This window comes from Pseudomonas sp. WC2401 (assembly GCF_041200115.1).
Lineage (GTDB): Bacteria > Pseudomonadota > Gammaproteobacteria > Pseudomonadales > Pseudomonadaceae > Aquipseudomonas > Aquipseudomonas fragi.
This window is the reverse complement of record NZ_CP165623.1, coordinates 1932399-1957712: the sequence shown is the minus strand read 5'-3', so window position 1 is coordinate 1957712 and position 25314 is coordinate 1932399. Positions and strand designations below refer to the sequence as shown.

At 56.2% G+C, this 25314-nt stretch carries 24 protein-coding genes, 1 pseudogene and 1 riboswitch; of the genes and pseudogenes, 13 read left to right on the top strand and 12 right to left on the bottom strand.

The genetic code is table 11. The features are described 5' to 3' along the window. Positions 1-11 precede the first annotated feature (11 nt). Genes AB3G35_RS08930 through cobO form a run of 6 tightly spaced genes read right to left on the bottom strand, consistent with a single transcriptional unit; the run spans position 12 to position 5932 of the window. The gene (locus AB3G35_RS08930) at positions 12-1463 is read right to left on the bottom strand and encodes a cobyric acid synthase (RefSeq protein WP_369782540.1); all 1452 of its coding nucleotides are present in this window, start codon (positions 1461-1463) and stop codon (positions 12-14) included. Beyond that, the gene (gene cobD / locus AB3G35_RS08925; RefSeq protein ID WP_083369816.1) at positions 1460-2452 is read right to left on the bottom strand and encodes a threonine-phosphate decarboxylase CobD; all 993 of its coding nucleotides are present in this window, start codon (positions 2450-2452) and stop codon (positions 1460-1462) included. The genes AB3G35_RS08930 and cobD overlap by 4 nt, the downstream gene beginning before the upstream one ends. Further along, complete coding sequence (gene cbiB / locus AB3G35_RS08920; RefSeq protein ID WP_083369815.1) at positions 2445-3353, bottom strand: adenosylcobinamide-phosphate synthase CbiB; 909 nt, start codon at positions 3351-3353, stop codon at positions 2445-2447. Before cbiB ends, cobD begins: the two co-directional genes overlap by 8 nt. Then, positions 3350-4000: a 5,6-dimethylbenzimidazole synthase gene (bluB, locus tag AB3G35_RS08915; protein WP_016779868.1), complete on the bottom strand. Its 651-nt coding sequence runs from the start codon at positions 3998-4000 to the stop codon at positions 3350-3352. The genes cbiB and bluB overlap by 4 nt, the downstream gene beginning before the upstream one ends. Continuing rightward, positions 3997-5310 (bottom strand): cobyrinate a,c-diamide synthase, encoded by a 1314-nt coding sequence (locus AB3G35_RS08910; protein ID WP_369782538.1) that lies wholly within the window; start codon positions 5308-5310, stop codon positions 3997-3999. Before AB3G35_RS08910 ends, bluB begins: the two co-directional genes overlap by 4 nt. Before the next feature lie 10 nt (positions 5311-5320). Next, on the bottom strand, positions 5321-5932 hold the full coding sequence (gene cobO / locus AB3G35_RS08905) for a cob(I)yrinic acid a,c-diamide adenosyltransferase (RefSeq protein ID WP_016779866.1): 612 nt from the start codon (positions 5930-5932) through the stop codon (positions 5321-5323). Between the two features lie 79 nt (positions 5933-6011). Then, positions 6012-6257, bottom strand: a riboswitch (cobalamin riboswitch). A gap of 154 nt (positions 6258-6411) precedes the next feature. Here cobO and AB3G35_RS08900 point away from each other — a divergent pair. The 5 genes and pseudogenes from AB3G35_RS08900 to AB3G35_RS08880 all read left to right on the top strand — a co-directional run bounded on the left by AB3G35_RS08900 (position 6412) and on the right by AB3G35_RS08880 (position 10169). Then, complete coding sequence (locus AB3G35_RS08900) at positions 6412-7746, top strand: aminotransferase class III-fold pyridoxal phosphate-dependent enzyme (protein ID WP_369782537.1); 1335 nt, start codon at positions 6412-6414, stop codon at positions 7744-7746. Then, positions 7739-8137, top strand: coding sequence for a thioesterase family protein (locus AB3G35_RS08895; RefSeq protein ID WP_106117054.1), 399 nt, complete (start codon positions 7739-7741; stop codon positions 8135-8137). Before AB3G35_RS08900 ends, AB3G35_RS08895 begins: the two co-directional genes overlap by 8 nt. Before the next feature lie 127 nt (positions 8138-8264). Continuing rightward, positions 8265-8552: pseudogene (locus tag AB3G35_RS08890) on the top strand (EamA family transporter); the annotation flags it as partial. Next, positions 8553-9035: a DMT family transporter gene (locus AB3G35_RS08885; protein WP_369782733.1), complete on the top strand. Its 483-nt coding sequence runs from the start codon at positions 8553-8555 to the stop codon at positions 9033-9035. 261 nt (positions 9036-9296) lie between these two features. Next, a complete protein-coding gene (locus AB3G35_RS08880) occupies positions 9297-10169 on the top strand; it encodes a LysR family transcriptional regulator (RefSeq protein ID WP_106117056.1) in 873 nt (290 codons plus the stop codon). Here AB3G35_RS08880 and AB3G35_RS08875 read toward each other — a convergent pair. Further along, positions 10144-11283, bottom strand: a complete 1140-nt coding sequence (locus AB3G35_RS08875; protein WP_134049496.1) for an acyl-CoA dehydrogenase family protein — start codon at positions 11281-11283, stop codon at positions 10144-10146. The genes AB3G35_RS08880 and AB3G35_RS08875 overlap by 26 nt on opposite strands. A 194-nt stretch (positions 11284-11477) precedes the next feature. Here AB3G35_RS08875 and AB3G35_RS08870 point away from each other — a divergent pair, with 194 nt between their 5' ends. Further along, positions 11478-12785, top strand: a complete 1308-nt coding sequence (locus AB3G35_RS08870; RefSeq protein WP_134049494.1) for a sorbosone dehydrogenase family protein — start codon at positions 11478-11480, stop codon at positions 12783-12785. A 131-nt stretch (positions 12786-12916) separates the two neighbouring features. Here the strand turns inward: AB3G35_RS08870 and AB3G35_RS08865 are convergent, their stop codons facing one another. From AB3G35_RS08865 to AB3G35_RS08845, 5 genes are all read right to left on the bottom strand, one after another. Then, on the bottom strand, positions 12917-13456 hold the full coding sequence (locus AB3G35_RS08865) for a C40 family peptidase (RefSeq protein ID WP_016779864.1): 540 nt from the start codon (positions 13454-13456) through the stop codon (positions 12917-12919). A gap of 145 nt (positions 13457-13601) precedes the next feature. Then, positions 13602-14228 (bottom strand): C40 family peptidase, encoded by a 627-nt coding sequence (locus tag AB3G35_RS08860; RefSeq protein ID WP_016779863.1) that lies wholly within the window; start codon positions 14226-14228, stop codon positions 13602-13604. 225 nt (positions 14229-14453) lie between these two features. Next, positions 14454-15158, bottom strand: coding sequence for a DnaA regulatory inactivator Hda (hda, locus tag AB3G35_RS08855; protein WP_016779862.1), 705 nt, complete (start codon positions 15156-15158; stop codon positions 14454-14456). A 224-nt stretch (positions 15159-15382) separates the two neighbouring features. Continuing rightward, positions 15383-16456, bottom strand: a complete 1074-nt coding sequence (locus AB3G35_RS08850; RefSeq protein ID WP_095040928.1) for an AI-2E family transporter — start codon at positions 16454-16456, stop codon at positions 15383-15385. A gap of 35 nt (positions 16457-16491) precedes the next feature. After that, positions 16492-17526 carry a DUF2066 domain-containing protein gene (locus AB3G35_RS08845; protein ID WP_369782534.1) on the bottom strand — a complete coding sequence of 345 codons (1035 nt, stop codon included), beginning with the start codon at positions 17524-17526 and terminating at the stop codon, positions 16492-16494. A 371-nt stretch (positions 17527-17897) separates the two neighbouring features. On the opposite strand from AB3G35_RS08845, the gene purM reads away from it, so the two are divergent. From purM to AB3G35_RS08810, 7 genes are all read left to right on the top strand, one after another. Beyond that, the gene (purM, locus tag AB3G35_RS08840) at positions 17898-18956 is read left to right on the top strand and encodes a phosphoribosylformylglycinamidine cyclo-ligase (RefSeq protein ID WP_016779859.1); all 1059 of its coding nucleotides are present in this window, start codon (positions 17898-17900) and stop codon (positions 18954-18956) included. Beyond that, complete coding sequence (gene purN, locus AB3G35_RS08835; RefSeq protein WP_016779858.1) at positions 18956-19606, top strand: phosphoribosylglycinamide formyltransferase; 651 nt, start codon at positions 18956-18958, stop codon at positions 19604-19606. The genes purM and purN overlap by 1 nt, the downstream gene beginning before the upstream one ends. Positions 19607-19614: 8 nt before the next feature. Next, positions 19615-20328, top strand: a complete 714-nt coding sequence (locus tag AB3G35_RS08830) for a DUF3108 domain-containing protein (protein ID WP_016779857.1) — start codon at positions 19615-19617, stop codon at positions 20326-20328. A 264-nt stretch (positions 20329-20592) separates the two neighbouring features. After that, a complete protein-coding gene (locus AB3G35_RS08825; RefSeq protein WP_016779856.1) occupies positions 20593-20775 on the top strand; it encodes a hypothetical protein in 183 nt (60 codons plus the stop codon). A 465-nt stretch (positions 20776-21240) separates the two neighbouring features. Then, positions 21241-21864: an isochorismatase family protein gene (locus tag AB3G35_RS08820; RefSeq protein WP_369782532.1), complete on the top strand. Its 624-nt coding sequence runs from the start codon at positions 21241-21243 to the stop codon at positions 21862-21864. Continuing rightward, positions 21861-23780, top strand: a complete 1920-nt coding sequence (locus AB3G35_RS08815; RefSeq protein WP_169882359.1) for an anthranilate synthase family protein — start codon at positions 21861-21863, stop codon at positions 23778-23780. The genes AB3G35_RS08820 and AB3G35_RS08815 overlap by 4 nt, the downstream gene beginning before the upstream one ends. A gap of 38 nt (positions 23781-23818) precedes the next feature. Continuing rightward, the gene (locus AB3G35_RS08810; RefSeq protein ID WP_169882362.1) at positions 23819-25288 is read left to right on the top strand and encodes an MFS transporter; all 1470 of its coding nucleotides are present in this window, start codon (positions 23819-23821) and stop codon (positions 25286-25288) included. Positions 25289-25314: the final 26 nt, after the last annotated feature.

The window sequence follows — 25314 nt, the reverse complement described above, 5'->3', positions numbered from 1 at the left end:
CGACAGGCCTGTCAAATTGCGCACAGTTCGCGCAAATAAGCCGTATCCAGATGGTTTTCCACCAGATCGGCCAGCCGCTCGATATCCCGCTCGCGCAGGGCGTGGTAGTCCACCGCCTGCACATCCTGCAATCCGGCCCAGCGCAGCATCGCGCTGCATGCGGCGGGCGATTCGAACAGGCCATGCAGGTAGGTGCCAAAAATCTGCCCGTCGGCGCTTTGCGCACCGTCGCAGCGGCCGTCATCCAGATACACCGCCGGCTGCTCCAGCGCCGCGCCAGTGGTGACGCCCGCGTGGATTTCGTAGCCCATGACAGCGGCGCTTTCCAACGCCAGATGCCCACGCACGTTGCGCAACTGCTTTTCGGCAGCCAGCTCGGTGCTGAAGGCCAGCAAGCCCAACCCGGCGCTGCTGCCCGCAGTGCCTTCAAGGCCCAACGGGTCGTGAACCTGTTCGCCAAGCATCTGCAGACCGCCGCAAATCCCCAGCAACTTGCCGCCATAGCGCAGGTGACGGCTGATGGCCGTGTCCCAGCCATTGGCGCGCAGATAGGCCAGATCGCTGCGCACGCTTTTGGAGCCGGGCAGGATGATCAGATCGGCGGGCGGGATCGCCTGCCCCGGGCCAACGAACTGCAAGTCGACCTGCGGGTGCAGGCGCAGCGGGTCGAAGTCGGTGTGGTTGCTGATGCGCGGTAACACAGGCACCACGACCTTGAGCACCTGCTCGACCTTGTCGGTCTGGCGCTGGTCGATGCCATCCTCGGCCTCCAGATGCAAGTCCATCACATATGGCAGCACGCCGATCACCGGTTTGCCGGTGCGCTGCTCAAGCCAGTCGAGCCCCGGCTGGAGCAAGGCAATGTCACCGCGAAAGCGGTTGATGATAAAGCCCTTGACCCGTGCCTGCTCGGTCTCGGACAGCAACTCCAGAGTGCCGACCAGATGGGCAAACACCCCGCCACGGTTGATGTCAGCGATCAGCACCACCGGGCAGTCCACCGCTTCGGCAAAGCCCATATTGGCGATATCGCCGGCACGCAGGTTGATCTCGGCCGGCGAACCTGCGCCCTCGACCATCACCACCGGGTACGCCGCACTCAGGCGTTGGTGCGAGGCCAGGACCGCCTGCATGGCGATGGCCTTGTAATCGTGATACGCCACTGCATTCATGCTGGTCACGGCACGGCCGTGGATAATCACCTGGGCACCGGTGTCGCTGTTGGGCTTGAGCAGCACCGGGTTCATGTCTGTGTGCGGCGCCAGCCCGGCCGCCTGGGCCTGTACCGCCTGGGCGCGACCGATCTCGCCGCCTTCGGCGGTGACAGCACTGTTGAGCGCCATGTTCTGCGGTTTAAACGGCACCACGGCCACGCCCTGACGGGTCAGCCAGCGGCACAGGGCCGTCACCAGGGTGCTTTTACCGGCATCGGATGTGGTGCCCTGCACCATCAACGTACTCATGTGGTTTCCTTGGTGTACGCCGCCAGCGCCATCTCCAGGCGCTGCCAGTCGGCCTCATCGGCGGGCAGGCCAAAACGCACACTGCTGTTGTGGGTAAACAGGCGCAGCAAAATGCCGCGATGGGCCATAAATTCGTAAAGACGCTCGGCGTGGGGCGTGATCAGCCACTGGAACAGCGCACAGCCCCCTTGCGGCGGCAAATCGTGCAAGCCCAGCAAACGCTCCAGGCGCCCGCTGGCCAAGTCACTGCGCTCGCGCTGGCGGCTATGGCCTTCGGTGTCGAGCAGGCAAGCCTGCCCGACAATTCGCGTCGGCCCGCTGACAGCCCAGGGGCCGACTTGCTCGGCCAGCAACTTGAGCAACTTTGGCTCCGCCAGCACAAAGCCCAGGCGCACGCCCGCCAGGCCAAAGAACTTGCCGAACGAGCGCAACACGATCAGCCCGGTACGCTGGGTATGGGCCGCCAGGCTCAGCTCGGGGGTGTTGTCCATAAAGGCTTCGTCCACCACCAGCCAGCCACCGCGCTGTACCAGCCGCGCATGCCATTCCAGCAAACGCTCTGCCGACAGGCGCAAACCCGTGGGGTTGTTGGGGTTGACCACCACCAGCACATCCAGTGTGTCGAGGTAGAAATCCACCTCCTGTTCCATGATTTCGCGCACGATATGCCCGCTGTGCCGCCAGGCATGGGCATGCTCGGCGTAACACGGCGACAGCACGCCAACCTTGCCACTGCGGCGCAGGCGCGGCAGCAACTGGATGGCACATTGCGACCCCGGCACCGGCAGCACCTGCTGCGCCCCGTAATAGGCACAGGCGGCCTGTTCAAGGCCATCGTCGGTCTCAGGCAAGCGCGCCCAGGCACGCTCGGGCACTTGAGGAATCGCAAAAGGCCAGGGCGCCAAACCGGTGGACAGGTCCAGCCAGTCGGCCTCGGCAATGCCGTAGTGCAACGCCGCCTTGCGTAAACGTCCGCCGTGCTCAAGCATAGAATTCACTCCACACACACAGAATCAGCAACCACAGCCACACACCACGCTGCACCAGTTGCCAGCCACGGCCGATCGAGTCGGCATCCGCTGGCGTGCCTTCACCCAGTTGCGGGCGCTCATGCAGTTCGCCGTGATAAATCGCCGGGCCGCCCAGTTCCACACCCAGCGCCCCCGCGCCAGCCGCCATCACCGGGCCAGCATTGGGGCTGTCCCACTGCGGCGCCTGTTTGCGCCAGCACTTCAAGGCCAGCCGGGTTTTACCCAATACGGCGTAGGTCAACGCCACCAACCTTGCAGGAATATAGTTAAGAACATCGTCAATCCGCGCTGCGGCCCAGCCAAAGCGCTCAAAACGCTCATTGCGATAGCCCCACATCGCGTCCAGGGTGTTACTCAAACGATAGAGCACCACGCCCGGCGCACCGGCCACCACAAACCAGAAAATCGCGGCAAATACTGCATCGCTGCCGTTTTCCAGCACCGACTCGGTGGCAGCGCGGGCCACTTCAGTCTCATCCAGTTCACTGGTCTGGCGGCTGACCAGGTACCCGACCCGCGTGCGTGCCTCATCCAGATTATTGGCACGCAACGCCTCGGCCACCGGTTGCACATGCTCGCCCAGGCTGCGCATGCCCAACGCGCAATACAGCGCCAGGATTTCCACCAGCCAACCGACATAGGGCAGCCAGGACAGGGCGGTGGCCAGGATCGTCAGCGGCAACACCGCCAGCACCCAGGCCGTAACGCCATGACTGCGCCAGCCACGGCCGCCGGAATTGAAACGCTGCTCAATACGCTCGGCCATACGGCCAAAGGCAACCAGCGGATGCCAGCGCTTGGGCTCGCCGAGCAACGCATCCAGCGCCACCCCGGCGACGCACAGCAACGCCACACTCATGGACTCACCCCCCAATAATTCTCATACACCAGTTCACTGAGCGGACGCGCTTGCGCCCACCCTTCCAGCACCAGCATCGGTGCCGGGTAAAACGCTTCAACCGGCCCCAGGCACAACACCGCCAGCGGTTTTGCCCCTGTGGGCAACCCCAGCAGATCAGCCAGGGCCTGCGGTTCGAACAACGACACCCAGCCCATGCCCAAACCTTCGACGCGGGCGGCCAGCCACAGGTTCTGGATGGCACAGGACAACGACGCCATGTCCATTTCCGGCAGCGTCCGCCGACCGAAAATGTGCTTTTCGCGGTCATCCATCAAGGCGGCCACCAGCACCTCGGCGCAATCGTTGATGCCTTCGACCTTGAGCGTCATGAATTCATCGGAGCGCTGGCCCAGGGCATCTGCGGTGCGTACCCGCTCCTCTTCCACCAGGCCCTGGATCTTGCCCCGCAACTCGCGGTCAGTGATACGGATAAACCGCCACGGCTGCATCAGCCCCACGCTTGGGGCTTGATGCGCCGCTTCCAGCAAACGCGACAACAACTCGGGTGCCACACTGCCACCACTGAAGTGGCGCATATCACGGCGCTCGGCGATGGCGCGGTAAACGGCGGCGCGTTCTTGCGGGCTAAAGGCGTTATCGCTCATGGCACCTTCACGGCACATGGCGCGAACAACGCGGCAATGGCCTGAGGATTGGACGGGAAGTAAAAGTGCACATAAGAAGCGGTCATCCGCCCTTCGCGATACACCGCTTCGGCGCCACGCCCGCCATTGGGGCTCAGGCCGCGAGCAATGGGTTCGAGCGCGGTGCTGGTCAGCGAGTGATGGTAGGTGTGGCCGCGCAACAGCCCTTCGGGCATGTCCACGGCTTGCAACGCCAGGGCAGCCAGGCGCTTTTGCATGGTCGCCTCCCCTGCCAGCAAGCCCACCAGTTCGGCGCGCTGACCGTCAACATCGGTCAGGGCATCGAGCAGGTAAAGCATGCCGCCGCACTCGGCCAGCAATGGCTTGCCGGCGCCGTGATGGGCGCGAATCGCCTCCAGCATCGGCGTATTGCGCGACAGCTCAAGGTGATGCAATTCGGGATAACCACCGGGTAAATACAGGCTGTGCGCCTCAGGCAAGGCGGTATCGCGGATCGGCGAGAAGAACACCAACTCGGCGCCCATGTCACGCAACAACGCCAGGCTGGCGCCGTAGGTAAAGGCAAAGGCTTCGTCGCGGGCCACGGCAATCCGCACCCCGGCCAGCAGCGGCTCGACAGCCACCGGCTCAGGCGCGGCGAACTCGACCGGCGGTGGCAGCGCTACCTCACAGGTGCTGGCCAAGGCATTGGCCGCCGCGTCGAGGCGAGCATCCAGATCATTCAGTTCACTGGCCTGCACCAGCCCCAGGTGACGGCTGGGCAGCTCGATCCCGGTTTCGCGGGACAGCGCGCCATACCAGCGCAAGCCTTCGGTCAGGCTGCCTTCAAGCAGTTGAGCGTGGCGCACGGTGCCGACGCGGTTGGCCAGCACCCCGGCAAACGGCAAGTCCGGCTGATAACGCGCCAGGCCCAGGGCCAGCGCACCAAAGGTCTGAGCCATTGCGGTGCCATCAATCACGCCCAGCACCGGCACGCCAAAATGCCGCGCCAGATCGGCGCTGGAAGGGGTGCCGTCGAACAGCCCCATCACGCCTTCAATCAGGATCAGGTCCGCCTCACCGGCAGCGTCCCACAGCAGGCGACGGCTTTCCTCGGCTCCCACCATCCACAAATCCACCTGATACACCGGCGCACCGCTGGCGCGCTCCAGGATCATGGGGTCAAGAAAGTCAGGGCCGCACTTGAACACCCGCACCTTGCGCCCCTGATTGCGATGCAACCGGGCCAAAGCAGCGGTAACCGTGGTCTTGCCCTGACCGGAAGCCGGCGCGGCGATCAACACCGCCGGGCAATGACGTGACGCTCTCATACTTCAACACTCACAATTCGATGCCTTTCTGGGCTTTGATCCCGGCCTGAAAAGCGTGTTTGACCACACCCATTTCAGTCACGGTATCGGCCAGATCAATCAGTTCAGGTTTGGCGCCACGGCCGGTGACCAGCACATGCTGCATGGGCGGGCGGGCTTGCAGGTCGGCGAGCACCTGCTCCAGGTCGAGGTAACCGTGCTTGAGCGCGATATTCAGCTCATCGAGCACTACCAGGCCAATGGACGGGTCGCGCAGCATCTCGCGGGACACTTCCCACGCTGCTTCAGCGGCGGCGATATCGCGCTGGCGATCCTGGGTTTCCCAGGTAAAGCCTTCGCCCATGACGTGATAACGCACCTGCTCGGGGAAGCGGCGGAAGAAAATCTCCTCGCCGGTACTGTTGCGCCCCTTGATAAATTGCACCACGCCACACTGCATGCCGTGGCCCATGGCCCGGGCCAGCATGCCAAAGGCGGAGCTGCTTTTGCCTTTGCCGTTGCCGGTCAATACCAGCAGCAGCCCGCACTCGTTGGGCGAGCTGGCAATACGCTCGTCCATAACGGCTTTTTTGCGCAGCATGCGCGCCTGGTGACGTTCGTCGCGTTCGGGGGATTCGTTCATGGCAGCTCTCCGTTGGGGCTTGATAATGCAAACGGGAGGCGGGGGGATTCTTGAACAACACACTGCATCGCCCGCCGCGAGAGTGGTGGATGGATCAGGCCGGTCTCCGGGCTCACAAGCGGGCGGCTCGGCGAGAGCAGCCCTTGTCCACGCGCCTTCCCGTGCAAAAAAACACAGTGGCACTGAGCGTGGTATTGACTCGTTTACCGTTGCGGGGGCAGCGCCGGGATCGTGGCGGTTGTGTGGGTCAAACACGCCCTCACCGGCTTCCCTGTTTCACCCTGTCGGCCAATGGCCACAGAGCACCTGAAACAAGCCGCGAAGGTTAGAGGGTTGGGGGTGGAGCGTCAATTAAAGCCAGTCCGAGTTCTTACAGCCACACGCCATAAACTGTGCCAATCCTCCTACAAGAAAAACTCATTTTACAGCTTGGTATGGTCGTGAATACTCCATAGATCCAACAAAAACAGGCTATAGCCATGCATCTGATCACACCTGATGTGCATCACGCGCTGCTAACGGCACGGAGCGCCAGTGGCAGCGTGATCTACACCGATGATGGCAAACGGATACTTGATGGCTGCTCAGGGGCTATAGCCTGCTCACTGGGTTACGGCCACGGCCATGTGATCGATAAAATGCTCGAACAGGCATGCCTGCTAAGTGCGGCCTATCGCACGCAGTTTCTCAATGACCCGGCACAGCAGTTGGCCGAGAGGCTCTGCTGCAAACTGGGCTATGCCGGGGCCTTCTTCGTCAATAGCGGCTCAGAAGCAGTGGAAACCGCTTGCCGCATGGCAGTGCAATACTGGAACGAAAAAGGCCTGTCGCCGAAAAAACATATTCTGAGCAGGAATATCAGTTACCACGGTTCAACCAAGGCAACCCTGAGCCTTTCAGGCCACTGGCCCCGTCGCCGGGGAGTTTGCAGCCCGGCAGAGCGCCCGACACTGCCGACACCTTATTGTTATCGATGCCCTTATGGGAAAACCCCTGATACCTGCCAGCTCGCCTGCGCCCATGCCCTGACCACCCAATTGGGCGAGATAGGCAGCGAGCATGTTACCGCCGTGCTGATTGAGCCCATCACAGGCGCATCGGGTGCGGCCATTGTCCCGCCGGCGGGCTATCTGGAAACAATCCGCGCAATCTGTGACCGGCACAACATTTTGCTTATTGCTGATGAAGTGCTCACGGCGATGGGTAGAACCGGCAAGTGGCTGGCCATTGAGCATGGCAACGTTCAGGCAGATATCAGCATTTTGGGCAAAGGTTTGAATGCAGGTTATTTCCCAATAAGCGGCGTCCTCGTCTGTGGTTCCATTAAAGAGGCCATTGAATCGGGCTCCGGGATTTTCCCCCATGGCCATACCCACTCAAACCACCCTATTGGTGCTGCAGCGGCCAATGCGGTACTGGATGTAATTGAAACTGAAGATTTGGTATCGCTTACCGCGGAGCGTGAATTACTGATCGAGTCGCACTTGCGCAACCTCCTGCAAACATCACCCTTGATCGGCGACATCCGCGGCAAGGGCATGTTCTGGGGGATGGAAATTGTCAGAGAGAAGGCCGCGAAGCGGACCTTTGCAAGCGATTCGGCGGTTTCTGGAAAGCTCGTCAGGCATGCCCTTTCAAAAGGACTGAATCTTTACCCAAGCGCCGGATTCGCTGCCTTTGAGCACGGTGACGCCTTGATATTTGCTGCACCGCTCAATACCTGCACGGATATCCTCGATGAAATGCTGTCATTACTGAGAGAGGTTATTTACAGCGCGCCTGACTTTTTAAGGAAGGAGTCGATCCATGCCTGATCTGATCGGCAAGTCCGGTGTGCTCGTGCATACGGTGATGCCAACTGATTTAGCCACGCAATGGAAAAATCAACTGCCTGTACTGGCTACCCCCATTCTCCTGTGGCTTGCAGAACTGGCGACCATTAAGGCTGTGGAGGGCGCGCTTGCACCTGACTCCATGACCGTTGGCATAGGGCATCACAACCGGCACCTGGCCCCCACCCCAGTAGGGTTCACACTGCGAATCCACGCCACAGTGGTCAGCGCAACAGCAAAACAGATCGTGTTCGATGTTGAAGCGACGGATGGTACTGACCGCATTCTGGAGGGTACGCATACAAGAGCCATTGTTGATCGCAACAGCTTTGAGACCCGGATCAATCACAAGATTGCCGGTCGACAAGCATGATCCGTCTGCCGACACTGTCCGAAAAAAGCTCTTTGCTCATACCGCTGCTAGCGGGAGCTTCGTTATTGGGGTTGGCACCGGTTACTGTCAAAGCCCTGCCCTTTGACGCCGAAGTTCTGCATTCTATCGAGTGATACTCGCAGTACCGTTTATGGCAATGATCTGCTTGCTCAAACGCGAACAGATCAGCGCCCTCCCCAAGGACAGGCATTTTTATTGGCTCACCCTGCTGGCAGTCATATTCTTCTGCGCAGACCTCACCACCATGCACTTCGCAATCCAGTACACGGATGTAGCTATTGCCACGTTGCTCACCAACTGCGCGCCATTTTTTGTAGTGATCATGGGTTTGAGCGGTATCGTAGAAAAACCCAAGCGCCAGGAAGTGGCATGTCTGTTGTTGGCAATAAGCGGCATGTATGTACTATGCCTGATGGGGAAATCTACTCGCCATGATTATTGGGGCGAAGCGCTATCCTTGCTGGCAGCGTTATTTTATGCCGCCTATATAGTCACCATCAAAAAGGTCCGCACTTATAATTGCTCTCCATCCGTAATAATGCTGTACATCACCGCCGGATGCAGTCTTGTCCTGCTGCCAGTCTTTATCTTGTCTGGCGCGCCCTTGCCCGCCACGCTGAAAACCTGGGGGCTGCTCTTGATACTGGTACTGTGCGGCCAGGTCTTTGGCCAATTGCTTGTCACTTTATCACTCAAAAGCCTGTCTGCCTCTTTCAGTTCAATCGTACTGCTCCTGCAACCCATCATAGCCACTGTACTCTCATGGCTTTTACTCGGTGAGGTATTAACAAGTACTGAGCTAACAGGCATGACAATCGTACTACTGGCTATCGCTGCAAGCTCGCTGGATTTCAACAAGCACGCATCAACACCTTGAATCCGGCCCCCCTTGTTTGATGGAACGCTTGCCGATCGTCACGCCAATTAAATTGATCTCACCGCTCTGGCTAACCATGTCCGCCATAACCATCAGAGAACGCTGCTCTTGCTACCTCTCTTCTATTGACACAACACACCCTCAAATAAATTTAAAAATTGAGACAGGAATGAGCTGACAAGAAAAGAAGAACACTCCGCGTTGCAAATACGCCCAACTGCATAAAACCTAGAGACTTGCCCTCCTCTGAAAATAACAACTATGAAATTCACAAATATCGACATAGACTTATTGAGAACTTTGGTATTTGTCAGCAATGCACAAGGCTTCACCAAAGCGGCGCAGCAGCTATTTCGCACCCAATCTGCAATCAGCCTGCAAATCAAGAAGCTTGAGCAGTTTACCAACGCTCAACTATTGGAGCGCGGCAAGGTTATCCGCTTAACGCCTGCCGGGTTAAAGGTCTACGAGTACGCCGTCAAAATACTCGACCTCAATGATGACCTGGTTCGTTTATTCAATTTTGACACCTCACTTTACGAACTTAAAATCAGCCTGCCCGAATATCACGACCCGCACCTGATCAAAACCCTGCTGGGTAACCACAGGGTTACGTCCACCCACTTTGATTTTTTGAGCCTCTATTCCGATCAGGCGGCGAAACTGATCGGCCAACATCAGCTGGACATGGCCTTTATTCTTCATACCGAGCTGCCGGGAGGGATCGAGATTGTCAAAATCCCGTTAAGTTGGGTGTCCGCTACCGGGTCAGCCATTTATCAGGGCAACGCCATTGCCCTGGTGCTCCCCCCTGAAGGCAGCTTCATTCGCCTGATCGCGCAACAGGCCCTGAGTGAGCCCGCCCTGCCCTCAACGATCATCTGCTCAGCCAGTGAGCGCAACACCCTCACAGACGTGATGAGTGCAGGCAAGGGGGTTGGCGTAATGCCGAGCCATGCAGTCCCTGAAGAGCTGCACATCATCGTTGATGAGCGACTACCGCCCCTGCCAATTGCCAGACTGTTTATAAAACTGCCGGAGCATGCCGATATGCGAGTATTGCAACTGGCCTCGACCCTCGCAGACGCTTATCACGCCCAAGCGAGGTCTAACGAGTGCCAAGCATTTGCTTGAAGATATTCACCTTTTGAATGTCATTGGTTCCACCCGCTATCTTCATACCGGCTGCATCACGCACAAACTTGCCTATTTTCGGATCTGAATACCCCTGATGACCATAAATCTGCATCAGATGACCCGCCGACTCCACCAGGCGCAGTGCGGCCTGATACTTAACCGACGAGCACACCAACGAAGACTCAGGGTGTTTTTCTTCCAGCATCCGTAACGCTTCGTAGGTCAAGCTTCGACAGATGGTCGAAGACATCTTCATCCCCACCAGCTTGTCCTGCACATATTGAAACTCACCGATATTTTTCCCGAATGCCTGCCTGGAAAGGCTGCGCTGCATGCCCAATTGAGCCATGCGTTCAATAAGACCAGCGGCAATAACCCCATACAGCGCACGCTCGAATGAAATGATGTCGTGCAAAATATTCAAACCGCCGCCTTGAGCGCCAATAATATTGCACTCTGTAATGCTTACATTCTCGAGATCGATATCAGCTGTCGGGCTTGTACGAAGCCCTAGATTCATCTCCACAGGGCCGATACTGATACCTGGCACATTCAGATCCAAAAAGAACAAGGTGATGTCTTTTTTCACACCCAAGGCTGGAATACGCCCCGCCAGCAGGCCCATCGTTGCAACGGGAGCATTGGTTATATGGGTTTTCTTCCCGTTCAATAAGTACTGACCTGCGATTTTGACTGCGGCCAGTTGCATTTTCGATAAATCTGACCCGCCGCATTCCTCCGTCATTGCGGTTACTGCAATATCCCCTTTCAATAACCCGGGTATCCAGCGGCGTTTTTGTTCCTCGCCACCGTAATCACAGAGCAATCGCAAGGAACCAATATGACCCAGGCTCGTGATCAGGAAACCCAGATCTTCACACTCCCTGGCCACTTCTTCCAGGCATTCCACGCACTCAAGCCAAGTCCCACCCAAACCACCCAACTCAGAGCGCACGGGGATTCTCCAAAGGTCCATATCAGCCAACATTCGCCAACTGAATTCATCCAGTGTCCCTTCGCGGTCGTGGTGCAAGGCTCTTTCAGATACTGACTGCCCTACCTTTTTGAACAGGGTTTTATCAATCACTTTCCCACTGTTTGCCTGGAACATGACTACCTCTGCCTGCTACTAGGTTTTGAGGTTTTATGAACTATGCAGGCGTTTATGCCCAACGAGTTTTGATCATCCTGCGAATGTCCAAAACCAATACTGCACAAGCCTGGAGGTCATGGAGGTTCGTACTGAACCTTTAACCCGCTACGCTTCTCTATGACTGACAAGACCAAAACCTCATGGAGATTCATATGCTCAAGCCCCAGCACGCTGTTGTCATCGTACTTGCGGTCGGGCTGGCTGCCTGCGGTGAGAGTTCGACCCTGCAAGTGGCGGATGGCACCGGCCCATCGCCGAAACTGCCCGAACCCAACAAGACCCTGATCCCCACCGTCAATATCGCCCCGGCGATCGGCTGGGCCAATGGCGCCACACCCACCGCCGCTGCGGGCCTGAAGGTAGCCGCCTTCGCCGAGCACCTCGACCACCCGCGCTGGCTCTATGTGCTGCCCAATGGCGATGTGCTGGTAGCCGAAACCAACTCGCCGGCCAAACCGGATGACAGCAAGGGCATCAAGGGCTGGATCGCGGACAAGGTCATGGCCCGCGCCGGGGCCGGTGTGCCGAGCGCGAACCGGATTACCTTGCTGCGCGATGCGGATCACGACGGCGTGGCCGAAACCCGTACCGTATTTATCGAGAATCTGAATTCGCCCTTTGGCATGACGCTGGTGGGCAACGATTTGTATGTCGCAGACACCGACAAGCTGCTGCGCTTCCCTTATCAACCCGGCGAAGACCGCATCAGCGCCCAACCCGTCAAGGTCGCCGACTTGCCCGGCGGGCCGCTGAATCATCACTGGACCAAAAATGTGATCGCCAGCCCCGACGGCAAAAAACTGTATGTAACCGTCGGCTCCAACAGCAACGTGGGCGAGAACGGGATGGATCAGGAGCAAGGTCGCGCCGCAATCTGGGAAGTCGACCCGGCCACAGGCAGCCAGCGCATTTTTGCCTCCGGCCTGCGCAACCCCAACGGCATGGCCTGGGAACCTGTCACCGGCAAGCTGTGGACTGCGGTTAACGAACGTGACGAAATCGGCAGCGACCTGGTGCCCGACTACATCACGTCAGTGCAGGATGGCGGCTTCTATGGCTGGCCCTACAGCTATTACGGCCAGCATGTGGATGCGCGGGTCAACCCGCAAAACCCCGAACTGGTGGCCAAGGCCATTGCCCCGGATTACGCCGTGGGCCCGCACACAGCGTCGCTGGGCCTGAGCTTTGCCGAAGGCAGTAAATTGCCTGGCTTTACTGAAGGCGTCTTTATTGGCCAGCACGGCTCCTGGAATCGCAAGCCGCACAGTGGTTACAAAGTGATTTTCGTGCCCTTTGCCCAAGGTAAACCGACAGGCATGCCGATCGATGTGCTGAGCGGATTTCTCAACAAAGACGAAAAAGCCATGGGCCGGCCAGTGGGCGTGGTAATCGACAAGCAGGGGGATTTGTTGGTGGCCGATGATGTAGGCAACAAGGTTTGGCGGGTGTCGGGCCAGTAAGTAACTGGCAGAACGACCCTCACCCTAGCCCTCTCCCAAAGGGAGAGGGAACTGACCGCACGCGGCCTCAAGACCAGCACCAATCTACGCCCTCTCCCTCCGGGAGAGGGTTGGGATGAGGGGCTCTTGCCTTACGGCAACCGCGCCAGATGCTGCTCGGTCGGCAACACTCGCTTGGCATTCAGATAGGCTTTTTGCCAGTAGGCTTTGTTCAGGCTATCCAGCTTGACCGTACCGCCCGTGGCCGGTGCGTGTACAAAACGGCCTTCGCCCACATAGATCCCGGCATGACTGACCTGGGAGCCGCCATTGGTGGCAAAGAACAGCAGGTCACCGGTTTGCAGCTTGTCCTGGCCGATGTTCTGCGCCTGCATCACGATCATCTCGCGAGTGGTGCGCGGCAGCGAAATACCTGCGGCATCGTTGTACACATACTTGATCAGGCCGCTGCAATCAAAGCCCGAATCCGGTGTATTGCCACCCCAGCGATAAGGCGTGCCCACCAGACCCAAGGCGCGAAACAATACGTCTGCGGCTATGGGTGAAGTCTCATCGGCAGGGTTGATGAATACGACGGGCTTGGTGGGTACCGCAACCGGGGCCGGGCGGTTTGCGCAGGCACTGAGCAGTGCTGCTAGAGTCAAAAGTAGAGCTCGGGCCATGGTCGACATAAACAGAATGTTCCTGATTCTGGATACGGCAACTCAGGCCGCGAAACCCGAAGCCGCGACAGGAAGGACCCTCGCGGCTTCAGGAATTTAACAATGTCTCTGAATTCTAGCCCTTAGCGGCCGAACTTCAAGTAAGACATTAACTTTACTTGCGGGCGACTACGCTCGCAGGGGCCATCGCCAGGGCGCGTTTGGCCTCAATAAAGGTCTTGCTCCAGTAGCTGTCACCCAGGTTGTCAATCCGTACACCCCCGCTGCGACGGCTGCTGGAGTGGATAAACTGGTCATCGCCCAAGTAAATCCCGGCATGGCTCACACGGCCACGACCATTGGTGCTGAAGAACAGCAAATCACCTGGTTTCAGATTGTTTCGCGCGACCAACGGTGCTTTTACGTTGATCATTTCGCGGGTCGAACGCGGTAATTGCATACCGGCTTCTTCCTTGAACAGGTAGCCAATAAAGCCGCTGCAATCGAAGCCCGCTTCAGAGGTGCCGCCAAACCGGTAACGGGTACCGATCAAGGACATGCCGCGCTCAAGAATGCTGTCAGCCAGGGCCGGCAGTTCGTAAGGCTTGCTGTTGGAGGAAAATTCAGCCAGTTCTTTTTCGGTTGCCAGTTCTTCCTGATAAAGAGCGGAAGTTTGCGAGACCGAAGATGACTTTTGAACCTGAGCCTGGACCACTTGCTGCGACACTGGCGTGTGGGCAGCGCAACCAAACAACAGGGTGACGAGTGCGAGGGGCACGAGGGGTGCGAAGCGCTTTAGCATGGGCACGACCGTGGCTTATTAGAAAAAGTAGCCGCGACTATGCCTTCTATGATCCTCATTTGCAAATTCAATCGATCTAAATGTGACTTGATGGTTTTGTCGCGACATCTAAGGCTTTACACCCCTGACGATAGATTTTGCGCAAACAGCCCTTGGGCCGCGCAGGATTTCTGGCGCCTGAAAACTGCCAAAATTGGCTGCAGACCGCAGTTTTAAAGGGCTGAACTACCAGCCCAGGGTTTCTTTGAGGAAGGGAATGGTCAGCTTGCGCTGCGCTTGCAAGGACGCCTGATCGAGCCGCTCGAGCAAATCGAACAGGGCACTCATGCTGCGGGTGCCGCGGGTCAGAATAAAATGCCCGACTTCGTCGGTCAGGTGCAGGCCACGGCGCGATGCGCGCAGCTGCAAGGCCCGCAGCTTGTCTTCATCAGACAGGGGGCGCATCTGAAACACCAGCGCCATGGTTAGCCGGGACTTGAGGTCCGCCAGCTTGATCGGCAGTTCACGGGGCGAGGTGGACGCTGCAATCAACAGGCGCCGACCGCTGTCACGCAACCGGTTGAACAGATGAAACAGCGCCTCTTCCCAGTCAGCACGCCCGGCCACCGCCTGCAGGTCATCCAGGCAAACCAGTTCGTACTGCTCAAGGTTGTCGAGGATTTCTATGCCGCGGTCCAGCAACTCGGCCAGAGGCAGGTAAACCGCCGGCTCACCCATCTGCTCAAAACGCAGGCAAGCGGCCTGCAGCAGGTGCGTACGCCCCACGCCATGCTTGCCCCACAGGTAAATCAGGCTTTCTGTCCAGCCGGCGTCGGCTTCGCACAGACGTTCGACATAGCCGAGTGCAGCGGCATTGGCGCCTGGATAGTAATTTATGAAGGTAGCGTCATCACGCAGACGCACACCTAGGGGCAGCTGAATCGGTTTCATGCTGACTGAACAGTTCAAACGAACCGTTAGTGGCCTCTGTGTAAGGTTTGAAAAGTTTATACCCGTGTCGCTGGGCACACAATGTAACAGACCACGAGCAAAATCAAAGGTTTGCGTTAAGGTCTTGGATTGATTGGGCTTTTTCTGACGACCGAGAACCGCCTTGCGCGCATAAAAAAGCGGGGGCACCTCGCGATGCCCCCGCCCCGACACAGTGCCCCGGCTTACAACTGCGGGTCTTCACTGCCTTTATAGACCTGGGAGTCCTTGTACAGATCCTGCACATGACGCACCAGCACCATGATCACGGCCGCGACCGGCAAGGCCAGCAAGACCCCGGTAAAACCGAACAGCTCGCCGCCCGCCAGAATCGCGAAGATCACCGCCACCGGGTGCATGCCAATCTTGTCGCCCACCAGCAGTGGCGTAAGAACCGTGCCCTCCAGCGCCTGACCGACCATAAACACCGCCACGATGCCGAGCATCGGGTACAGATCCCCGCCAAACTGGAACAAACCGGCGACCAACGCCGCACCGATACCGACAATAAAGCCCATATACGGCACGATGGCCGCTACCCCTGCCATCAAGCCGATCAGCAGGCCCAACTCGAGGCCGACCAGCATCAGGCCTGCCGAGTAAATCACCCCCAGCGCCAGCATCACCAGCAACTGCCCGCGCACAAATGCGCCAAGCACGTCGTGACACTCCTTGGCCAGCGACACAATCTGCTCGGCCCGGGCGCGCGGCAACAAGCCACGAATCCTGGCCATCATGATGTTCCAGTCACGCAACAGGTAGAACGCCACCACCGGAATCAGCACCAGATTGGCCAAAAAGCCGATCAGCGCCAGGCTGGAAGCCGTGGCCTGGGACAAGACGATGCCAACAATGTCAGTGGCCTGCCCCATATGCTCGGTGATCGCGGCCTTGATCTTGTCGAACTTCCAGAAGCTGTCACTCAAACCGAACTTGGCCTGCACCCACGGCATTGCCGTGTGCTGCAACCAGTCGAGGATCTGCGGCGCCAGCTGATAGAGCTTCAACAGCTGCTTGGCCAGCAGCGGCACCAGTACCAGCAACAATGTCATCAAAATGACAGTGAACACGGTAAAGACCGCCACCACGCCCCAGGTTCTTGAAAGCCCGAACCTTTCCAGCCGGTCAACCACAGGATCGAACATATAGGCCAGGACGATCGCGACCAGAAATGGCGTGAGTATCGGATGCAGGAAATACACAAAAAGGGCGAACCCCAGCGCCACACCCCACCACACCCACCGTCGCGAATCAGCCATGAGCCACCCCATCCTTATATAAAGAAGACAAAAACCTACCAGCGAAATCGCAACTGCGCTGCCGGCGCCGCAGCCAGGCCTGGCGCCTGCCCAGCATCCGTCACTGCAGATACCTGCCCTGCCGGCACTTCCTGCAACTGCGCCAGCCCCAGTTGCGAGCGCAATTGCTCGGCACTGCCGTTGACCAGATACACAATACGATCACCGTCGACACGCTTAAGTTGCGCGCCAAACGGCTCAAGCAAATGCCCCAACTGGGCGTAGCGCTGCAACGTCATGCCCTGCACCTCCAGCAACTGCTCCGAGGACACCCCCGGCTTGACGGCATAACGCGGGGCCAGACGCTCGCTCACCGCCAGCATCACGGCATCCGCCAGGGCGGCCTGATCCGCTGCCTGAGCACTGCCCTGCTCCTGCTGGTCACCGACCCACAGGCGCCACTTGGCTGTCCACTTGCCATCGTCTTCACGGGCATGCACGGCCAGCAGGGCATCAGCCCCGTAACGCTCGGAAGCGTCCTTCAACGGGGCAGGGTTGCTGCCCTCAAGGTTTTCTGCGGTACCCACCAGCTGCTCACTCAAGTCTGCCAGCGGCAAGCGCAATGGCAAGCCACGATGCTGCGCGGCGCGACGCAACGGCTCGGCCACGGACTGACCGTCACCGACCAGACTCGAACCCTCGACCGAGTCGTTCAGCCACCAGCCGAGCAATGCCGGACGGTTGCTGCCCCACAGCGACAAACCAGCCTGGCGTAAAGCACGATCAGTGCTGACCGGGTCGAAATCGACCTGCAGGCTTTCCGGCGGGCCGGCGTCATAGCCAAACCGGCTGATGATTTGCTGCGGGTCCTTGCGAATCGCCTCAAGCCCGGGGCTTTGAAGCGCCTTGGCATCCCCGGTCAAACGCAACACCAGGGTCTCCAGGGCTTTTTGCGTGGCCTGGATACGCTCATCTGGTGACTGGCTGGCGACCGGCTCGCGGACCTGATACAGCCCCGTCAGAATTTCGGCATGACTGGCCAGGCTAAAAAAAGATAAACAGCCGACAGCTAAAAATTGGCTAAGACGCATGAAAGATTCCCGATGACAAAAAGCAGCCTGATAAGGACGCCATAAAAACACTCGAACAGACTTCAGACACGGCCACAGCCAAATCATTCACGCCCGCTTCGCGTTTTCACGCGGTAACAAAACTTCTCTATACCTTATACAGGCCCGCGCGCAGACCCAAGTACGACTAAAAAAGGTTTTTTTCGCCAGATATAACCCTGCCTGTCGGCCCGAGGATGGCCGCTGCCCTTCAAGCCTGATAAAATCGCGCGCCTTCGCAGACCGGCAACAGCCGGGCACCGTGCAAATGCTCTGCAGCACTCAAAGAGCACTGGCAAGCCTGCCCCCTGAACTCGGTCGATACCCCCGAATCCCCCCTAAAGGCCTGGATTATGAGCAAGCAACCATCCCTGAGCTACAAAGACGCCGGTGTAGACATCGACGCCGGTGAAGCATTGGTCGAACGCATCAAGAGCGTGGCCAAGCGCACTGCACGCCCGGAAGTGATGGGCGGCCTCGGCGGTTTTGGCGCCCTCTGCGAAATTCCGGCTGGCTACAAGCAGCCTGTTCTGGTTTCCGGCACTGACGGCGTCGGCACCAAGCTGCGCCTGGCGCTGAACCTGAACAAGCACGACAGCATCGGTATCGACCTGGTTGCCATGTGCGTCAACGACCTGATCGTATGCGGCGCCGAGCCTCTGTTCTTCCTTGACTACTACGCTACCGGCAAGCTCAACGTTGAAACCGCAACCCAGGTGGTTACCGGTATCGGCGCTGGCTGCGAACTGTCGGGTTGCTCCCTGGTGGGCGGCGAAACCGCTGAAATGCCAGGCATGTACGAAGGCGAAGACTACGACCTGGCCGGCTTCTGCGTTGGCGTTGTCGAAAAATCCGAGATCATCGACGGTTCCAAAGTAGCGGCCGGCGACGCCCTGCTCGCCCTGCCGTCCTCGGGCCCGCACTCCAACGGCTACTCGCTGATCCGCAAGATCATCGAAGTGTCGGGTGCCGACATCGAAAACATCCAGCTCGACGGCAAGCCGCTGACCGACCTGCTGATGGCGCCGACCCGCATCTACGTCAAGCCGCTGCTCAAGCTGATCAAGGAAACCGGCGTGGTCAAGGCCATGGCCCACATCACTGGTGGTGGCCTGCTCGACAACATCCCGCGCGTCCTGCCAAAAGGCGCCCAGGCCGTGGTTGACGTTGCCAGCTGGCAGCGCCCTGCCGTTTTCGACTGGCTGCAGGAAAAAGGCAACGTGGACGAGCACGAAATGCACCGCGTGCTGAACTGCGGTGTGGGCATGGTGATCTGCGTGGCCCAGGCCGACGTTGAAACCGCGCTGAACGTACTGCGTGAAGCGGGCGAGCAGCCTTGGGTCATCGGCCAGATCGCAACCGCCGCTGAAGGCGCTGCGCAAGTTGAGCTGCAAAACATCAAGGCGCACTAATGCCTGATACCTGTGATGTAGTGGTGCTGCTTTCCGGCACCGGCAGCAACTTGCAGGCCTTGATCGACAGCGATGACGTCAAGGCCAGCCCGGCAAACATCCGCGCGGTGATCTCCAACCGCGCAGACGCCTACGGCCTGCAACGCGCCAAAGACGCGGGTATCGATACCCGCGTACTGGATCACAAGGCATTCGAGGGCCGCGAGGCCTTCGATGCTGCACTGATCGAAGTCATCGACGAATTCAAACCGCAACTGGTGGTTCTGGCCGGGTTCATGCGCATTCTCAGCGCAGATTTCGTGCGTCACTATCAGGGGCGCCTGCTCAATATCCACCCCTCCCTGCTGCCCAAGTACAAAGGCTTGCACACCCATCAGCGGGCGCTGGAAGCGGGTGATGGCGAGCACGGCTGCAGCGTGCACTTTGTGACCGAGGAACTCGACGGCGGGCCTCTGGTCGTACAGGCAGTGATACCGGTAGAGTCCGATGACTCGCCACACAGTCTGGCGCAACGGGTTCACGCCCAGGAACACCGGATTTATCCGCTTGCAGTGCGCTGGTTTGCCGAAGGTCGCTTGTCTCTTGACGAGCAAGGCGCATTATTGGACGGTCAATTACTTGCGGCCAGCGGCCACTTGATACGAACCTAGGAGAACTTATGCGTCGTGCCCTGCTTCTCGCCCTTAGCCTGCTGGCTATTCCAGCAGTCCAAGCGGCCGATCTTCAGCCTTTCAAGGCCAGCTACACCGCAGACTGGAAACAGCTGCCCATGAGCGGTTCTGCCGAGCGCAGCCTGACCAAGAGCGACAACGGTATCTGGACCTTGAACTTCAAGGCATCGATGCTGGTGGCCAGCCTGAACGAAGAAAGCACGCTCAAGATCGAGAAAAACGCGCTGATCCCGCTCACCTACCACTTTGAACGTGGTGGCCTGGGTAAAGCGAAAAAGATCGATCTGGATTTCGACTGGGCGACCAAAATGGTCACCGGCACCGATCAGGGCGACGCAGTCAAAGTGCCTTTGCTCAGCGGCATGCTCGACAAGTCCACCTACCAGCTGGCGCTGCAGCGTGACGTAGAAGCCGGCAAGAAGTCCATGAGCTACCAGGTGGTTGACGGTAATGACGTGGACACCTATGACTTCCGCGTGATCGGCCCTGAAGTGGTTGAAACCAAGGCAGGCAAGGTCGACGCCATCAAGGTTGAGCGCGTACGCGACCCGACACAGAACAAGCGCATCACCGAAATGTGGTTCGCCAAGAACTGGGATTCGCTGCTGGTCAAACTGCGTCAGGTCGAAAAAGACGGCAAGGAATACAACATCATGCTGCTGGACGGCACGGTGAACGGCAAACCGGTCAAGGGCAACTAAGCGACACGCCTTTAGCTGCACGCCTCAAAAACCTCGCTTCGGCGAGGTTTTTTTTGGTTTGGAGCCCCCTGAAACATGAAACTTTTGTCATAAAACTATCGGCCAAATCCGTAAACAGCCCGGTTTACAAGGGCTGCAGCGTTTAGCTCTGTTTAACAAGATGACAGTGCGACAATCAGCTATTTACTTAGGAAGCTAACAAATTCTATAAAGAAGTCCTGCGACGCCTTGCCGCAGGCCCTCATCAGAATTTGGAGCAAGCAGATGACTATCAAAGTAACTGAGCGCGACGATTCACGTATGTTCCACCAACTGGTAGCCCACGGAGTCCACCTGTGGGATGTGCATCAAGAAGACATACTGGTAGGCATGTTCCACCGCGAGAGCGACGCTCACAGCTACAAGGCTGAGCTGGAAAAGCTGGAAGCGCAGAAACGCCAGGCCTGAACCACGGCAATTACAGTCTTGAAAAACACAAACCCCGCCGAAGCGGGGTTTGTTGTATCTGCTATCAAAACCTCGACACTCAAGCGAAACTGCCTACGGCATAAAGTATAAAATATTTACCAACGACAATCTTCATACCAATAACAAACATATATCACCCCCCCAAAAAAGAGCGTCAAATATAACTGCCTTTCCACTGCAAACCAACAAAGCTCGACGCCCAGTGTTGTTTATCCCTACTTCAAAGCACCGATCATATTTCGCAAAGAATAAAAGCCTGCAAACAATATTACTAGATAAATGTTACAACTTCAAAACTCTACCATTTGACACTAAACACAAGAAAAAGCCAAGATTCGGCCGCAGAGCCAAATGATGCGACCCGCCATATACCCTGTAACAACCTTACACTTAAATCACAACCAAATTATTTGTAGCACTTCTAAAAAGCAAAAGGAAATAATCTTGACCGGAATACCGTCCATTGCACCTTACACAATGCCAACCACATCGGAACTCCCTAAAAATACTGCTCATTGGACAGTCAATCCGGAGCGAGCAATTCTGCTTATTCATGATATGCAACAATACTTTGTCCAGCCATTCAAAGAAAAACATCGCGACCAACTTATACACAACATTACTACTCTCTGCTTGAGAGGCAGAGAGCTGGGCATCCCTATCGCGTATACAGCACAACCCGGAGACATGACCCCTGAACAAAGAGGTTTACTAATCGATTTCTGGGGACCTGGGATGAAGGTAACTCCAGAGGATCGCAACATAGTAAAGGAATTGACCCCCACACCCGATGACTGGATTTCAACTAAATGGCGTTACAGTGCATTCTTTCGCTCAAACTTGCTAAACCGTATGCAAGAAGCTGGTCGCGATCAATTAATAATTTGCGGAGTCTATGCGCACATTGGTGTTTTGTTTACCGCCGTGGAGGCTTTTACCAATGATATTCAGACATTTCTTGTCGCTGATGCCGTTGCCGACTTCTCTCAAAAGCACCACCTTCAAGCCCTAGAGTATGCAGCACAGCGATGCGCCATGGTTTGCACAACTGCGGAGCTATTTACATGACAAACCATGAAATCTCAAACGCCCCATTACTGACACATATACTTTCATCACACCCCCCTGCATTTGCTCTGATCTATCGTCCGGCATCAACGAGCGGCGACAGGGTCGACATATTTACGGGAACCATTGAACACCTGCAAGGGCTCTCCGAGCTTTCCAGATTCCATTGTGCAGAAGCCTCTCACGGCAGCACACATAAAGTACTGACGATCATTCCGTATCGTCAAATAACAGAAAGAGGCTTTGAGTGCATCGATGATAAGCAACCCTTGATTGCACTTAAAATAGAAAATACAGACACGCGGACAAAACATCACATTCTGAAAACAATTCCCGATACAGATTTTACGCTGAGCGACGAGCACTACGATGTTGACGATGACACTTATGCAAAGACAGCATTAAAAATAATTAAAGATGAAATCGGGATGGGCGCAGGCTCTAATTTTGTATTAAAACGTTCATTTATGGCATCCATTGCAGATTTTACTGTTCGAAAAGGTCTCACACTTTTCCGCCGCCTGCTACAACAGGAAGTAGGGACGTATTGGACGTTCATTGTATACACAGGTGACCGAATTTTTGTTGGTGCAACGCCTGAGCGCCATATCACAATGGAGAATAATACGGTCACCATGAACCCCATCAGTGGGACCCATAGATACCCTGCTTCGGGGCCGAACGTTGAGGGCATACTGGATTTTTTGGCCGATCACAAGGAAGCCGAAGAGCTGTATATGGTTGTGGATGAAGAACTGAAGATGATGGGCAGCGTCTGTACTGACGGTGGCACACTGCAGGGCCCCTACCTGAAGCCGATGACTCATCTAGCCCACACCGAATACTTCATCAGGGGACACTCTAAGTTACCATTATGGGAGATACTACAAAAAACCTTATTTGCACCAACGATTACAGGCAGCCCCCTCGAAAACGCATGCCGTGTCATTAAAAAATACGAGCCCCAAGGTCGAGCTTACTACAGTGGAATAATTGCACTACTAAGCCAAGACAAAGACGGTGGTGACTCCATGGACTCATCAATACTGATTCGTACTGCAGACATCAATATGCAAGGACGAGTACAAGTCTCTGCAGGTGCCACACTAGTCAGAAACTCTAACCCCTATTCAGAAGCCATCGAAACTCGGACCAAAGCATCAGCTTTAATTTATGCACTACAAGGCATAACAGCAGAAGCAACGAATAAATCACTCCATGACTACCAAAAACTCTCTACTCACCCCAGCATACTTTCAGCACTAAAGAAACGAAATGAATACCTATCGGTTTTTTGGCAAACATCTACCCACAAGCGCGCCCGCCCTAAAAAACACTTCAAAGGACTTAAAGCTTTAGTTATAGATGCTGAAGACATGTTCACATCCATGATTTGTCACCAGCTAACTTCACTTGGCTTTTCAGTATCCGTAACCAATGCAAGACACTCTATTACTTACCTTGATCACGACGTGTTCGTACTCGGCCCTGGCCCAGGCGACCCCAGAGATAGGCATGACCCTAGGATAAATAATCTCCACACTATCGTTAACACACTCATTGATAAACAGCACCCGTTTTTGGCCATTTGTCTAAGTCACCAGATATTGTGCACGCATCTAGGTTTGGAAATAATACGCAAGGAAATTCCAAATCAAGGAACGCAAAAAGAAATCAATCTGTTTGCCTCACAAACTAAAGCTGGATTTTACAACACATTCACGGCGATGACCTATCGCTCAAAAATACATCTCGCTGCGGGGTTAAACCTTCAGCTAAGCCGTGACATTAATACGGGGGAGATACACGCGTTACGCGCACCCTTTTTTTCATCCTTTCAGTTCCATCCAGAATCCATTTTAACTCAACACGGCACTCAGATATTGAGCAAGGCCCTGTGCAGGATACTTAAATAACACCGCCCTGTTACTCCCCCCTAAAAAGGTTATAAACAATGTGTCAGACACCCATCGTGCAGCGAGCGAACAGACAAGCATGGCTAGGATTAATTACTATTTTAGGTCTCGTTGCATTGGTCGCAATGGATGGCTCAGTTTTGTATTTAGCGATGCCCAAAATTACATCTGCATTGGCGCCCAGCGCGGATCAAACACTATGGATTCTAGACATTTATGGTTTTATCGTAGGCTCACTTTTGGTGGTATTCGGCAATATTGGCGACCGTTATGGTAGGTTAAAACTTATCATGGGGGGGGCAATGATCTTTGGCATTGCATCCATCGGTGCAGCACTTTCAACCACGCCTGAGGGCCTGATCGCCTTCAGAGCACTGATGGGGGTCGGCGGGGCTACGCTGCTGCCTTCTGGGCTGGCTATTATTAGCAATCTGTTTCCCAACCCCAAGCAGCGCGCACACGCAATCGGAATATTTGCGGCCACTTTCGCAGGAGGTTTTGCTGTCGGTCCACTGATCGGCGGTGTGCTATTAAATAATTTTAATTGGGGTGCAGTATTCCTTATCAACGTGCCCGTCGTTCTGATTTTCTTGCTGTCTGCGCCTGTGTTATTGAATGAAGTTCGCGCTCAATCAACGTACACAATTGATGTACCAAGCCTTGCGCTCTCGTTTACTGGGTTTTTGTTATCCACATATTCACTCAAAACAGCAGCAGCTTACGGAATATCGACCCATCAACTTCTTTCTGGCCTGATAGGCATCTTTGGTCTCGTTTTATTCATCCGTAGACAGCGGCGTATCGTTCACCCATTGATTGATGTCAGTCTGTTTACTGACAGGGTGTTCACTGTCGCAATATTGACGGGTTTTTTGTCTCTAGTTGTCTGGTCTGTGAGCGGATATTTGGCAGGTGTCTATATACAGTCAGTGCTAGGGCTTAATGTTTTTGCCACTGCACTGCTCACATTACCCGGGGCACTGGTCCTCACTGCCAGCTGTATCTGGACAAGCAAAATAGTTGAAATAATCGGGAAAAAATGGGCGCTTATCATGACTCACTTGCTGATCAGTTGTGGAATGATATTGTTGCTTCTGACAGACATCCAACGTGGCGCCGGTCTTTACATAGCTTCCACGATGATTGCGGGTATCGGATATGGCCTGTCCTTTAGTTTGGTTGCAGAGATTGCAATTTCTGCAGCCCCACAGGAAAGAGCAGGCGCTGCCGCAGCTATTGCAGAGACCAGTAACGAGATAGGCAATGCTATTGGAATTTCCGTTCTTGGATCACTCGCAGCACTTTGGTTCCGCCTAGAGGGACCTGACATTGCAGGCACTTTAAACGAAACACTCGACACATCCGGGCTGACTATAGAAACCATAGTTCAAGCACAAAACGCGTTCTTGACAGGCATGCACATCGTGGTAGCTGTTGCGGGCTCTCTTACTTTGGCAGCAGCTCTACTTGCTGCTTTCTGGCTCCCAAAATCACTCTCTGAACAGTAAATCTAAAAACTCATATAACTCCTATA